Source organism: Nonomuraea sp. NPDC049028 (assembly GCF_043197735.1).
GTDB lineage: Bacteria > Actinomycetota > Actinomycetes > Streptosporangiales > Streptosporangiaceae > Nonomuraea.
Genome location: NZ_JBICTR010000013.1, coordinates 106,313 through 119,314, shown reverse-complemented (window position 1 = coordinate 119,314; position 13,002 = coordinate 106,313). Strand labels below are relative to the sequence as shown.

The 13,002-nt window shown below is 70.9% G+C and carries 9 protein-coding genes; 6 read left to right on the top strand and 3 right to left on the bottom strand.

All coding sequences use genetic code 11. The annotated features are described in order from the left end of the window. Window positions 1–62 precede the first annotated feature (62 nt). The 6 genes from ACGFJ2_RS44005 (at window position 63) to ACGFJ2_RS43980 (ending at window position 5,852) form a co-directional block, all read left to right on the top strand. Window positions 63–881, top strand: a complete 819-nt coding sequence (locus ACGFJ2_RS44005) for an IclR family transcriptional regulator (RefSeq protein WP_357954090.1) — start codon at window positions 63–65, stop codon at window positions 879–881. A 47-nt stretch (window positions 882–928) separates the two neighbouring features. Continuing rightward, window positions 929–2,065 (top strand): mandelate racemase/muconate lactonizing enzyme family protein, encoded by a 1,137-nt coding sequence (locus ACGFJ2_RS44000; RefSeq protein WP_357954092.1) that lies wholly within the window; start codon window positions 929–931, stop codon window positions 2,063–2,065. 7 nt (window positions 2,066–2,072) lie between these two features. Then, window positions 2,073–2,750, top strand: coding sequence for a FadR/GntR family transcriptional regulator (locus ACGFJ2_RS43995; RefSeq protein WP_393478698.1), 678 nt, complete (start codon window positions 2,073–2,075; stop codon window positions 2,748–2,750). A gap of 21 nt (window positions 2,751–2,771) precedes the next feature. After that, window positions 2,772–4,556 (top strand): aminotransferase class I/II-fold pyridoxal phosphate-dependent enzyme, encoded by a 1,785-nt coding sequence (locus ACGFJ2_RS43990; protein WP_393478696.1) that lies wholly within the window; start codon window positions 2,772–2,774, stop codon window positions 4,554–4,556. Next, entirely contained in the window at window positions 4,553–5,356 is an 804-nt protein-coding gene (locus ACGFJ2_RS43985; protein ID WP_393478693.1) for a phosphatidate cytidylyltransferase, read from the top strand. Before ACGFJ2_RS43990 ends, ACGFJ2_RS43985 begins: the two co-directional genes overlap by 4 nt. A 64-nt stretch (window positions 5,357–5,420) precedes the next feature. After that, on the top strand, window positions 5,421–5,852 hold the full coding sequence (locus ACGFJ2_RS43980; RefSeq protein WP_393478691.1) for a DUF1622 domain-containing protein: 432 nt from the start codon (window positions 5,421–5,423) through the stop codon (window positions 5,850–5,852). Here ACGFJ2_RS43980 and ACGFJ2_RS43975 read toward each other — a convergent pair. From ACGFJ2_RS43975 to ACGFJ2_RS43965, 3 genes are all read right to left on the bottom strand, one after another. Further along, complete coding sequence (locus ACGFJ2_RS43975; protein ID WP_393478688.1) at window positions 5,841–8,750, bottom strand: CBM35 domain-containing protein; 2,910 nt, start codon at window positions 8,748–8,750, stop codon at window positions 5,841–5,843. The two genes, ACGFJ2_RS43980 and ACGFJ2_RS43975, sit on opposite strands and share 12 nt — an antisense overlap. A 134-nt stretch (window positions 8,751–8,884) precedes the next feature. Continuing rightward, window positions 8,885–10,765, bottom strand: a complete 1,881-nt coding sequence (locus ACGFJ2_RS43970; protein ID WP_393478686.1) for a potassium transporter TrkA — start codon at window positions 10,763–10,765, stop codon at window positions 8,885–8,887. A 247-nt stretch (window positions 10,766–11,012) separates the two neighbouring features. Continuing rightward, on the bottom strand, window positions 11,013–13,001 hold the full coding sequence (locus ACGFJ2_RS43965; RefSeq protein WP_393479272.1) for a GTP-binding protein: 1,989 nt from the start codon (window positions 12,999–13,001) through the stop codon (window positions 11,013–11,015). Window position 13,002 lies beyond the last annotated feature (1 nt).

Sequence of the window (13,002 nt, the reverse complement as noted above, 5' to 3'; positions counted from 1 at the left end):
GAGCAGTCTCGCTCCAAAATTGGTAATGTGTCAACAGGCCGTCCCCCGACAGATGAGGTGCGATGACACTCCCCCTAGACGAGGCCGAGGGCACGGCGCAGAGCGGCGTGCGGGGCGTGAAGTCCGCCGCCCGCACGGTCGAACTCCTTGAGCTCCTCGCCTCGCGACAGAACCGGCCGGCCCGGCTGCGCGAGCTCAGCGACGCGCTCGGCGCGCCGCGCAGCAGCATCTACGCACTGATCCGCACACTGGTCGAGCGCGGCTGGGTGCGCACCGACGCGAGCGGGACGCTCTACAGCATCGGCATCCGCGCCCTGCTGGCGGGCACCACCTATCTCGACACCGATCCCTACCTGCGCATCGTCCAGCCGCACATCAACGACCTCAGCGCGCTGCTCGACGAGACCATCCACTTCGGCCGCCTGGACCGGGGCGACATCGTCTACCTGGCCACCAAGGAGTCGAGCCAGTATCTGCGCCCCTTCAGCCGGGTCGGGCGCCGGCTGCCCGCCTTCAGCACGGCGATGGGCAAGTCGCTGCTGGCCGAGCGGCTCGGCACCGGCCTGGAGGTGCCGATCCCCGCGCAGCTCACTCCCCTGACGCCCAAGACGCTGGTGGACCGCGACGCCCTGACCCGGGATCTGGAGCTGACGCGCCGGCGCGGCTACGCCATCGACGACGAGGAGAACTACGCCGGCGTCATGTGCTTCGGCTTCGCGCTGCGCTACACCAGCCCGCCGACCGACGCCATCAGCTGCTCGGTGCCCATCGCCAACCTCACCGAGGAACGGACGAAGGAGATCACCGACGCGATGGAGCGCACCAGGCTGGCCATCGAGCGCATGGCCCCCATGGACCTGTCCGGGACCGCCGAGTTCTAGACGACCAGCAGTTGTATGACGACATGGCGAGTTGTACGATGACTGCCATGACTACCTCCGACCGCATCTCCTGGATCCGGCTCTCCTCGGTCTATCTGCCGCTCGCCACCCCGATCAGTGACGCCAAAGTGCTCACCGGGCGGCAGCGGCCGATGACCGAGATCGCCTTCCTGTTCGCCGAGATCGGCGCCGAGAGCGGGCATCGGGGCTTCGGCTTCGGCTACTCCAAGCGCGCCGGCGGCCCCGGCCAGTACGCGCACGCCAGGGAGATCGCCTCGGACCTGCTCGGCGAGGACCCCAGCGACATCGCCCGCCTGTGGGAGAAGCTGGTCTGGGCGGGGGCGTCGGTCGGGCGCAGCGGGCTGTCCACGCAGGCCATCGCGGCCCTCGACGTCGCGCTGTGGGACCTGAAGGCCAAGCGCGCCGGACTCCCCCTGGCCAAGCTGCTGGGCGCCCACCGCGACTCCGTACGCTGCTACAACACCTCCGGCGGCTTCCTGCACACCCCGATCGAGCAGGTCATCGAGAACGCGAGCGCCGCGCTCGAACGCGGCATCGGCGGCATCAAGCTCAAGGTCGGCCACCCCGACTCCCGGATCGACCTGGCCAGGGTCGGCGCGGTGCGCGAGCATCTGGGCGACGGCGTACCCCTCATGGTGGACGCCAACCAGCAGTGGGACCGGCCGGCCGCCCAGCGCATGGGCCGGGCCATGGAGGAGTTCGGGCTGGTCTGGATCGAGGAGCCGCTGGACGCCTACGACAGCGCCGGCCACGCGGCGCTCGCCGCCTCGCTCGACACGCCGATCGCGACCGGTGAGATGCTCACCAGCGTCGCCGAGCACGCCGAGCTCATCCGCCTCGGATCCGCCGACGTCATCCAGCCCGACGCGCCGCGCATCGGCGGCATCACGCCGTTCCTGCGCCTGGCGGCGCTGGCCGAGCACAACCGCCTGCAGCTGGCCCCGCACTTCGCGATGGAGATCCACCTGCATCTGGCCGCCGCCTACGGGCTGGAGCCCTGGGTCGAGCACTTCGAGTGGCTGGAGCCGCTGTTCGAGGAGCGCCTGGAGATCCGCGATGGCAGGATGATCGTGCCCGACCGCCCCGGCCTCGGGCTGACCCCGAGCGAGCAGGCCGCCAAGTGGACCGCGGACCAGTGCGAGTTCGGCACCAGAAAGGACTGACCCCGCGATGGCGAGCCTGACCCAGACCCTCGTCGACGACCTGACAGCGCGCATCCAGGAAGGCGTCATCCACCCCGGCGACAAGCTGCCGACCGAGAGCAGCCTGGTGGAGACGTACGGCGTGAGCAGGACGGTCGTGCGCGAGGCCATCTCGCGGCTGCAGGCCGCCGGGCTCGTCGAGACCCAGCACGGCCGCGGCAGCTTCGTCCTGGCGCGGCCGGGCTCGGCCAGGTTCGAGTTCGGCCAGAGCGGCGAGCTGACCGTCGATGACGTGGTCGACCTGCTCGACTTCCGCATGGCCTTCGAGGTCGAGGCCGCCGCCCTCGCCGCCCGCCGGGGTGGGGGACCCCGCCTGGACGACCTGCGGGCGGCCCTCGACCGGTTCGCCGCGAGCGCCGACAACCCGAGCACGGCGGTGAACGCCGACTTCCAGTTCCACCTCCGCATCGCGCTGGCGACCGGCAACCGCTACTTCGCCGACCTGATCACGTCGTTCGGCCCTTCCATGATCATCGTGCCGCGTGACCGGCTGTCGCCCGCCGGGCAGGGGCATTTCGAGCAGATCGTGGTCGAGCATGCGAACATCTACGCGGCCATCGAGCGCCAGGACGGCGAGGGCGCGCGCGCCGCGACCCGCGTCCACCTGAGCAACAGCCGCGCCCGCCTGCTGGCCGCCCACCCCTAGCATTCACCAGGAAACCGACTGGTGTCGGCGTACGTCGGACTAGACATGGTCATGCTGGAGATCCGCCCCGGGTCCGCGTCCGACAGAGAGTGGATCTACCGGCTGCGGCACGAGGTCTACGCGCACGAGCTCGGCCAGCACCCGCCCAACCAGGCCGAACGGCTGAGCGACGCCCTCGACGACGGCAACGTCTACATCGTCGCCGCCCACGGCGACCGGCCGGTGGGGTTCGTCAGCATCACGCCGCCCTGGGCGGGCCGCTATTCGATCGACAAGTACCTCAGCCGCGCCGGGCATCCGGTCCTGGGCAGGGAGGACCTGTTCGAGATCCGCATCCTGACCGTGGACCCGCGCTGGCGGGGCTCGGCGGCGGCGCCGCTGCTCATGTACGCCGCGCTGCGCTGGGTGGCCGCGCACGGCGGCCACGTCATCGCGGCGCTGGGCCGGACCGAGATCCTCGGGATGTACCTGGCCGCCGGGCTGACCGGCACCGGTACCCGGGTACGCGCGGGGGCCGTCACCTTCGAGGTGCTGTCCGGGCAGGTGAGCGAGCTGGCCGAACGGGCGCGGCGGCACCACGGCCCGCTGCTGCGCGCCCTGGAGCCGCGGGTGCGCTGGAGCATGGAGATGCCGTTCCTGCCCGGACCGCCCGCCTGCCAGCACGGCGGCGCCTCGATCGGGGTGGTGGGCCGCCGGTTCGACAGCCTGCCGGCGCGCGACGACGTCGTGCCCGCCGACGTGCTCGACGCCTGGTATCCGCCCGCTCCCGCCGTGGTCGAGCTGCTGGGCGGCGACCAGGGCTGGCTCGCCCGCACCTCTCCCCCCGCCTACCCCGAAGGGCTCGTCGAGGAGATCGCCGAACGCCGCGACCTGCCCCCGGACGCCGTCGCGACCGGGGCGGGCTCGTCGGACCTGATCTTCCGCGCGTTCCGCGGCTGGCTGGACACCTCCTCGCGAGTCCTGCTGCCCGACCCCGTCTACGGGGAGTACGCCCATGTCGTCGAGCAGGTGATCGGCTGCCGCGCCGACCGGTTCCCGCTGCGCCGGGCCGACGGCTGGCGGCCGGACCTGGACCGCCTGCGGGACACGCTGCGCGAGCGCTATGACCTGGTGGTCATCGTCAACCCCAACAATCCGACCGGCGTCCACACCGATGCCGGTGAGCTGCGCCGGGTGATCGCGGACGCGCCGGGCGGGACGCGGTTCTGGATCGACGAGGCGTACGTCGAGTACGCCGACTCGGGGCATTCGCCGTCGTCGCAGTCGCCGCCGTCGTCGCCGTCACCGTCGCTGGAGCGGTACGCCGCTGCCTCGGGCAATACCGTGGTGTGCAAATCGCTGTCCAAGATGTACGCCCTATCCGGTCTGCGGGCGGCCTACCTCGCCGGACCGGCGGAGCTGGCGGCCGAGTCGCGCCGCTGGACCCCACCCTGGGGGCTCAGCCTGCCCGCCCAGATCGCCGCCGTGCACGCCCTGCGCGACCCCGGCTACTACGCCGGATGCTGGGCCCGGACCCGTACCCTGCGCTCCGGCCTCGCCGAACGGCTCGCCGGTCTCGGCGACGACCTGCGGGTCCACGAGTCGGCCGCCAACTTCGTCCTGCTGACGCTGCCCCGGTCCGGACCCACAGCGGCCGGTCTGGTGGCGGCGTGCCGGCGGGACGGGGTGTTCCTGCGCGACCTGTCGCCCCTGTCCCCCGCCTTCGAGGGCCGGACGGTACGGATCACGGTACGCGACCCCGACGCCAACGACCGCGTCGCCACCACCGTCGCCACCGCACTGGACCGCCTGCGGACCACCCCGTGATCACACCTGCCACAGCCGTCCCGTACATCGCCGTCGCGCTCGTCGTCGGTGGGGTCGCCGTCGCGCTGTCGCGCCGGCGGGAGTACATGCTGCGGTGGTGCGCTTGGGCGGTGGCCGTGCCCGTCGTGGTCGCCGCCCTGTACGCCGGGCCGGGTGGGGCCGCGGTGCTCGCCGCCGTGGCCGGGGTGGTGTGCGCCGTGGAGTACGGCGGGCTGGTGGGGCTGGCCGTTCCCGACCGGGTGGTGCTCGTGGCGGTCGCGGGCGCGCTGCCGCCAGTGGCGTGGCTGGCGCCGCCGTACCTGCCGCGGGTGCTGGTCGCCGCCGTCCTGGTCGTCGTGCTCGTGCCGCTGCTCGGGGGCGACGCGGCGGGCGGGCTCAGGAGGGCGTCGCTCGGGGTGTTCGGGGTGGTCTGGTTGCTTCCGCTGGTGGGAGTGGTGCTGCTCGGGCCGGTCGTGCTGGCGGTGTTCGTCGCGGTGTCGGTGGGCGACATCGCGGCCTCGTTCGCCGGGCGGTCGCTGGGCGGGCCGTCCCTGTCACCGCTGTCCCCGGCCAAGCGCTGGAGCGGCGCGCTGGCCGGGGCGGCCGTCGGGCTGGGCGCGCTGGCGCTGCTGGGGGCGTTCACCATCCCGCTGGCGATCGCCGTGGCGGCGGGTGCCCCGCTGGGCGATCTGCTGGAGTCGATGGTCAAGCGCGGGGCCGGCGTCAAGGACTCGGCGTCGTGGCTGGCGGGCGCGGGCGGGCTGCTGGACCGGCTGGACTCCCTGCTGCTGACGCTCGCGCTCGCCTTGCTGCTCACCTGACGGGCCTGCGCGCTGGTGGGTACATGCCGGATGACGCAAGCGCGTCCAAGTGGCGTATGCGACCATGATCCGGACGTATCGGCGGGCCGGGGAGAGGGACAGCGTGCAGGTGAAGGACGTCATCGAGCTCATCGGCACGGTGCTGGACATCGTGGGCGTGGCCGTGATCTCGGCCGGCCTGGTCATCGCCACCATCACGTACGGCGTGAGCCTGGCGCGGTCCCGCCAGGTGGCCGGCCTCTACCAGGCCTACCGGCGGGGCGTGGGCCGCTCGATCCTGCTGGGACTGGAGTTCCTGGTCGGGGCCGACATCATCAAGACCGTCGCGGTCTCCCCCACCTTCCAGAGCCTCGGGGTGCTGGCCATCATCGTCGCGGTCCGCACGTTCCTGAGCGTCTCGCTCCAGGTCGAGCTGGACGGCCGCTGGCCCTGGCAGCCGCCCCGTACCGCCGGGGAGCCCGGCGGTACGGGGCGGGCACCGGCCTCAGCCGAGTGACAGCCGGTCCAGGTCGGGCGCGGCCTCCGTGTCGTTGTGAATCTTGATGGTGTTGGCGCCCGCCCGCAGGGTGACGGGCACGGACGTCGTGTACGGGGTGTTGTTGCCGACGCCGCTCACCTTCACCTCGATCGGCGCGGCGTCGTTGACGGTGACGAAGTAGGAGCGGTCGCCGTTGACCGTGAAGTCGATGAACAGCGTGTACTGGCGGGCCGTGTCGACGGTGACGTCCTCGAACAGCACGTACGCGTCCGCCGCCCCGCCCAGGTTGCGCACCTTCTGCCCACCCGAGCAGGGCGAGCAGTTGGTGATGCCCGCGCTGCCGAGCCGGTTGCGCGAGTCCTCGGCCTCCCGCACGAACACCCGGTCGGCCGGACGCAGCCGCACTCGCAGCTGCTTGGTGACCTGGTTGGCGCGCCCCAGCACCTGGAAGGACGCGGTGATGGGGATGTCGGCCGCGGTGACGTCCTGGCCGGGCGGCGAGGTGAGGGTCCAGGTGCCCTCCAGCGTCTGACCGAGCCGCAGGGTGGCGGCCGTCGCGGCGGCGCCCGTCAGCGTCCAGCCGGCCGGCACCACCGGGGCCAGGTTGACCTGGTCGAGCGCGTCGTCGACGTCGAGCCGCAGCTTCGTCGACACCTTCATCGACTGCTGCCCGGGACCGACCCACTGCAGGCCGGACGGGTCCACGGTCATCGTCGTCTTGGGGACCTCCGAGGCCGGCGGCATCGGCGCGACGGCGATCCGGTCGAGCCCTGGGCCCTGCCGGGCCGTACTGGACAGCGTGATCGTGTTGGCGCCCGCGTTCAGCGGTACCGCCAGTGCCGTGGCGGCGGGAACGTCGGCGTTGTCGCCGCTCACCGGCACCTCCACCGCCGCCGCGCCGTTGACGCTCACCGACAATGAGGTGGCCGCGGCGGCGGTGTGATCGAGTTCGAGCCGGTACGTCCCGGCCGCCGGCACCGTGACGTCGCGGTAGGTGACCGCGTTGCGCGGGCCGCCGCCGAGCCCCACCACCCTGGCCAGGCCGGAGCACGCCTGGCACAGGTCCGGCCGGGCCGAGCCGCTCCTGGCCTGCCGCTCCGCCTCCAGCGGCATCGCCGCCCCGAGGCCCACCGGGTAGGCCGACGCCACCTTGATCTCGTCGATCTGAAGCTCCTGGTAGAAGCGCGGCGCCTGCGGGCCGCCCCAGGTGTTGAGGACCTCCAGCTTGAGGTAGCGGGCGCGGATGCCACCGAGGTCGATGAACTGCACGCCGCGCGCGCTGCGCATCGCGGCGGAACGTACGGGCTTGCCCCAGTGCTTGCCGTCGTCGCCGGCGTAGATTCGGTAGTCCTTGATCCGGGCCGAGTCCTCGGGCCGGCCGAACGTCTCGCGGGCGTACGTCGGCGACCACTCGCGCTGGTTGACCGCCAGGTAGGCGGCCTCGCGCCGCTTGCCGAGGTCGAGGGTGAGCGAGACGGGCAGCTTGGCGTCGGCGTCCCAGTAGTTCTGGAAGCTGCCGTCGACCAGGGCGCCGGCCGGGTGACCCGCGCGGGTGGACGTGGCGGTCGCCTTGAGCGCGCTCTGGGGATAGAAGTGCTCCTGGCCGTGGGTCTCGACCTTGAACACGGTGTCGTAGTCGTCCCACTTGGTGATGCCGAGGATCGTCAGGTAACCGCCGGACTGGGCGAACCGCATCCGCTCGCCGGTACGCAGATCGCTCACCGCGGACACGCGGTAGCCGTTGTCGCGCAGCCGCACCTGATCGGTCCTGGGCCTGGTGACCACGTGCACGTACTGGACCTTCGCGCCGCGCTCGACGGTGACGACGCCGTGCGCGCCGTCGTTCCAGAAGCCCGGCTGCATGCCGCCGTACATGTAGCCGCCGCCCTCAGTACCCTGCAGCGAGGACCGGATCGGCGGCACCCACCCGGCCATGAAGTTGTTGAACTCCTCCTGCTGCGGCGGGAACCTGCCGTTGACCATCGGGGTCTCGGCCATCAGCGACTTCATCGAGGAGCCGGCGTTGGTGACGTAGCGGCCGGTGCTGAGGCGGAAGTCGACGGGGTGGCTGCCGCCGTCGTACCACCAGTCGCCGGTGGTCGGGAGCTTGTAGTCGGCCTCGGTCAGGCGCGGCATCGGGGTGAAGGCGGCCTGCGGGTAGTCGTAGGCCGGCGTCATGCCGGTCTTCTGCTCGTTGCTGACCGTGTCCATGATCGGGGTGTCCTCGTTGTTGTTGCTCAGCAACCAGGACGGGCGCTTCTGCCTGATCTGCTCATAAAGCTGGTTCTGCTCCCAGTACTCGTTGTCGTTGTCGATCCAGAACCCGGCCAGGTCCGGATAGTTCTCCATGACCTCGAAGAACAGGTCGTAGCTGAACTGGCCGAATCCGTTCCTGGTGGTCAGGTCGACCGAGCGGCCCTTGTAGGCGGAGTAGGCGGCCGAGTCGAGCGTCTCGACGCCCTGCTCGTTGTGCCACTGCGGGTCGTCGGTCATGTAGAGGATGACCCGTACGCCCTTGGCCTGCCCCGCCTTCACCAGCTCGCCCAGCAGGTCGCGCTGGGTGGCGCAGCTGCCGGGGATCTTCGACGGCCACGGCCGGGCGTAGCCGAGCCTGCTGTGGAAAGTGGCCAGCACGATGTAGGAGGCGCCCAGCTTGCGGGCCTCGTCGACCCAGTAGTCAGGGCTCCAGCCACCGCCGGTGACGTCCCGCTCCCAGGCGGCGCAGTCGAGGTGGCGGGGCGCGGTGAACATGCCCCAGTGCAGGAAGAGTCCCGCGGTCGAGTCGCGCAGCCACTGCTGCCGCGGGTGCTCGACCTCCGCGCCGGCGGCGGGAGCGCCGACGATGTAGGCGGTCAGGGCGAGAAGAAGGGCGGCGCAGGCGGACAGGACTCTGGAGGGGGTGCGGCGGCGCTGCATGGCGATCGCTCTCTCGTTGGGCTGACGGGGGGTAACGCCAACAAGACTGATCTCTCAGACATCCGACGAATACACGAGACAAAGCCCAGAGTCAAGAAACACCGCCCTCCGGGCGGTCAACTCATCCGATGACTTCAGTCCTCAGCGAGGACGATCACCAGGTCGCGGGGGCCGAACGTGACAGCGGCCGACTTACCCGGATTTAGTACGACACCGTAGGCGGGTGGCGAGGCGGCCTCGGCCAGCACGCGGTAGCCGATCGCGGTCTCGCCGCGCGTCCGCGCGGAGTAGATCACGGTGGCGAAGCTGACCGGCACGCCGGGCTGGACGTAGTCCGTCGCCGGCTTGAGGTAGATCTCCGACCCGGCGGAGTCGAACAGGAAGCGGAACACCTGCCCCAGGTGCGGGTTCTCCGACAGCTGGGTCATCAGCAGGCTGATCAGCTTGTCGCTGACGACGAAGTCGTCGGCCTTGGTGACCTGGGCCAGCCGGCGGTTGCGGTCGTCGTTCATCTCGCTGACGATCGCGTACCGCTGCCCGGACTTCGAGGCCATGTCGCGCAGGTGCAGCAGCGTCACCAGCGTGCGCGAGTCGGCGTGCTGCGGCTCCAGGTTGCTGTCGGCCAGCACGATGATGTGGTCGAAGGTGCCCACGTCCAGCGCTTCCAGGGTGACCCGGTCGGTGGTGTCGCACTCCTTGACGTTCACCGCCAGGTTGCGCAGGGCCACCTTCGCCCGGTCCAGGCTGTCGCTCTCCTCGACGGCGGTGGCCGCCACGTGCAGGGTCGACCCGGGCGAGACGTAGTGGTCCAGCTCCTGCACGATCTTCGGGGCGCGGTTGTTCCAGCCCAGCATCAGCGTCCGCTCCGGGGGCGTCTGCTGGCGGACCGGGCGGGTGATCGCGCCCTCGACGATCGGCGGGAAGCTGCGGACGAGCCGGATGGCGGAGTCGTCCTCGGCGACCACGATCATCTGGTCGTCCGGCGTGATCTCGGTGTTCATCGGCGGGTTGAGCACCACGGACCCGTCGCCGTGCCGGATGCCGATGAGCGAGGCGGTCTCGTAGGCGAACAGCGCCTCGCCATAGGGGAAGCCGGTCAGTTTCGGCTCGGGCCGCAGGTAGATCTCGTCGCCGCCGAAGTCCAGCAGGTCCGTGCAGACCACCGACAGGCCCGACTGGCGGCAGGACTGCACGATGAGCCGGGAGGCGATGTCGTCGGTGTCGACCACCTGCGCGTGGCCGCCCCCGGCCAGCTCGGCGGCCACCAGGTTGGTCGTGTCCGTGACGGAGGCGATGATCGGCGGACGGCGCCGTCGCCAGTTGCGGTTCGTCAGCGCCAGCAGCGTCTTGACGACGTGCGCGTCGGGATCGTCACCGGCGGGGGACAGCACGATGGCCGCCCGCGCCGTGTCGAGGCTCATCAGGTCGAGGTCGGTCGGCTCGGTCGGGCTGCCGGAGCGGACGACGACCCGGGTCTTGCCGGTGCTGCCCAGCCGGGAGCGCAGCTCCTCCTCCATGTCCAGCTTGTCGCGGTCCCCCAGGATCGCCACGCAGGACTTCGACTCGCTCTCGTTGGCCTCCACCAGCTCGGGGATGATCGTGAAGATCTGGTCCGACCAGCCGATCAGCGTCGTGTGCCCGGACTCCACGATCCTGGAGCGGCCCTTGCGCAGCTCCGTCAGCTTGTTGTCCAGACCGGTGGTGAGCACACCGACGAGGCTGCTGACGATGAGCAGGCCACCGATCGTGATCGTGAACCCCAGGACGGTGAAGAGCGGGCTGCCCTCGTTGTCGCCCGCCACGGTGCCGGCGTCCATCGCCCGCATGAGCATGCCCCACAGCGCCTCGCCCCAGGACTTGTGCGGCACGTCGTCCTGGGCGAGCAGCATGACGAGCACGCCGAAACCCACGACCATGACCACGGTCACCAGCGCGAGCCAGCCGATCAGGGCCGGAGTGCCCTTCGACATCGTGTTGTCGAACCAATAGCGAAGACGCTCGCGCCGCGTGGCCATGACCAATCCCGTCCTTCATGGATCGCCGCATGGGACAAGCGACCCGGTCCCTATCCCCGTTCGGCGGACGGGACGCCGTGCAGCGCGCCTTCCCCGTGGCTGTCCCGTTCGCCTGTCTCTCGGGCTCTGCCTCGGTGACCGTGGTTACCAGAGGCGCCGGAGGTGACTCTGAGGCGCGCGGGCCCAACAATAGCGACATCTACCCCTTTGCCCCCACTGATCCGTCGAAAGCATCCCTGACCTCTGATCAGACCCGCCGCATGACGTGCAGCAGGTACTCCTTGCGATCCAGGGGGTTGTGGTCCGTGCGCGGCCGGGCCGGTGGCGCGCCGGAGACGGGCTGGTAGCGGTCGAAAGCCGACTCCAGCACGCCTTCGCCGCGGGTCAGCCCCGGCAACTGCTGCTGCAACTCGTGTACGCGGGCCGCCGGGATGTCCCCCTCGACCAGGCAGGACGCGCCTCGCATGGCCGGTGTGCGGGGGACGGCCCGCAGCCGGGCCAGCTCCGGCAGCACGCCGCCGATTGTGTCGGCCGGGACTTCCAAAGTGAAGCGGTGCATCGGCTCGTGCACCCTGGTGCCGGCCTGCCGTAGCGCGTCCATCAGCACCAGTGGCGTCAGGTGGCGGAAGTCCGCGCCGGTGCTCGACATGCTCTTGTCGAAGATGGCGTGGGAGTGACTTTGGCGGGGCGAATAGCCGGAATGCGTCATGGTGACCGTGCAGTCGGTGACCTGCCATCCGTACAGGCCCTGGTTCAGGCTCTCCCGTACGGTGTCCTCGACCGCCTTGTGGAAGGCCGGCGGCAGCGCCCCGGGCGAGACCGCCAGCCGGTAGCGCACGCCGGCGCCCACCGGGGCGGGCTCGACGCGCAGCCCGACGGTGGCCAGGAACGGGTTGGGCGCCTTGCCGTTGAACTCGACCGCCGCGCCCGCGCCGATCGGCCGTTCGACGCAGATCGTGGTCGTCTCGCGGAAGCCGACCTCGAGGCCGAAGTCGGCGGCCAGGGTCGCCTGGATGACCTCCTTTTGCACCTCGCCGTAGAGCGAGACGTAGATCTCCTGCCGGATGTCGTCCTGGCGCAGGTCGATGAGCGGATCCTGCTCGGCGAGCTGGGCGAGGGCCACGCGCAGGGCACCCAGCGCGGCGGGGCGCGCGGGGACGACGACCGTCTCCAGGGTGGGCGGGGCGAAGTGGTGGCCGGCGTCCTTGCGCGGTTCGCCGATCGTGTCGCCGAGCTGGATGTCGGCCAGGCCCCACAGCTTGCCGATCTGGCCCGCCGCGACCGAGGGGCGCTGGACGTCGGCGCCGCGCTCGAACACGCTCAGCGCGGTGACCTTCTGATCGTCGCGGGGCTCGCCCTGACCGTCGTGGAACCGCAGCCGGTCCCGTACGCGTACCGTTCCGCCGAACATCCGGGCATAAGCGATCTTCTCCCCCGCTGGGCCGCGTTCGACCTTGAAGACCGTGCCCGAGACGGGATCGCCGGGCTCGCCCTGGGCGGCGGGCAGCAGTTCCGCGATGCCGGCGCTCAGAGCGTCCACGCCCGCGCCGGTGATCGCCGAGCCGAAGAACACCGGGTGCGCCAGCGCCTGCCCGGTCTGCGCCGCGAGTTCTCGCCGCAGCCGCCGATAGGAGACGGCCGTCTCGTCATGGACGTAGGCGGCCAGGAAGGCGTCGTCGTGGTCGGCCAGCAGCTCGGTCAGCCGCGCGGTGAAGGCGGCGTCGCCGGGCCCGTACGGAAGGAAGGCCGCGTCTGAAGTGCCCGGATCGCGCACCGAGCCCATCGCCACGATCGCGGGCGTCAGCTTCTCGGCGATGGCCCGCAGCAGCCCGTCGTCCTGGGCGCCACGGCGGTCGATCTTGTTGACGAACAGCAGGGTGGGAATCCGCAGCCGCCGCAGCGTGCGCATCAGCACGCGGGTCTGGGCCTGCACACCCTCGACGGCGGAGATGACCAGCACGGCGCCGTCGAGCACGCTCAGCACGCGTTCGACCTCGGCGATGAAGTCGGGGTGGCCGGGCGTGTCGATCAGGTTGACCGTGACGTCGCCGATAACGAAGGAGACGACGGCGGACTTGATCGTGATGCCGCGCTGTCGTTCCAGGGCCAGCGAGTCGGTCTGGGTGCTGCCGTCATCGACGCTGCCGATCTCGTCGATGACACCGGCGGCGTAGAGCAGCCGCTCGGTCAGGCTGGTCTTACCGGCGTCTACATGCGCCAAGATCCCCAAGTTCAAC

Excerpts from the sequence above, each read along its gene's own strand:
- ACGFJ2_RS43975 (WP_393478688.1), bottom strand. The coding sequence starts at position 8,750 with ATGCAGCGCCGCCGCACCCCCTCCAGAGTCCTGTCCGCCTGCGCCGCC.
- ACGFJ2_RS44000 (WP_357954092.1), top strand. The coding sequence starts at position 929 with ATGACTACCTCCGACCGCATCTCCTGGATCCGGCTCTCCTCGGTCTAT.
- ACGFJ2_RS43995 (WP_393478698.1), top strand. The coding sequence starts at position 2,073 with ATGGCGAGCCTGACCCAGACCCTCGTCGACGACCTGACAGCGCGCATC.
- ACGFJ2_RS44005 (WP_357954090.1), top strand. The coding sequence starts at position 63 with ATGACACTCCCCCTAGACGAGGCCGAGGGCACGGCGCAGAGCGGCGTG.
- ACGFJ2_RS43980 (WP_393478691.1), top strand. The coding sequence starts at position 5,421 with ATGATCCGGACGTATCGGCGGGCCGGGGAGAGGGACAGCGTGCAGGTG.
- ACGFJ2_RS43970 (WP_393478686.1), bottom strand. The coding sequence starts at position 10,765 with ATGGCCACGCGGCGCGAGCGTCTTCGCTATTGGTTCGACAACACGATG.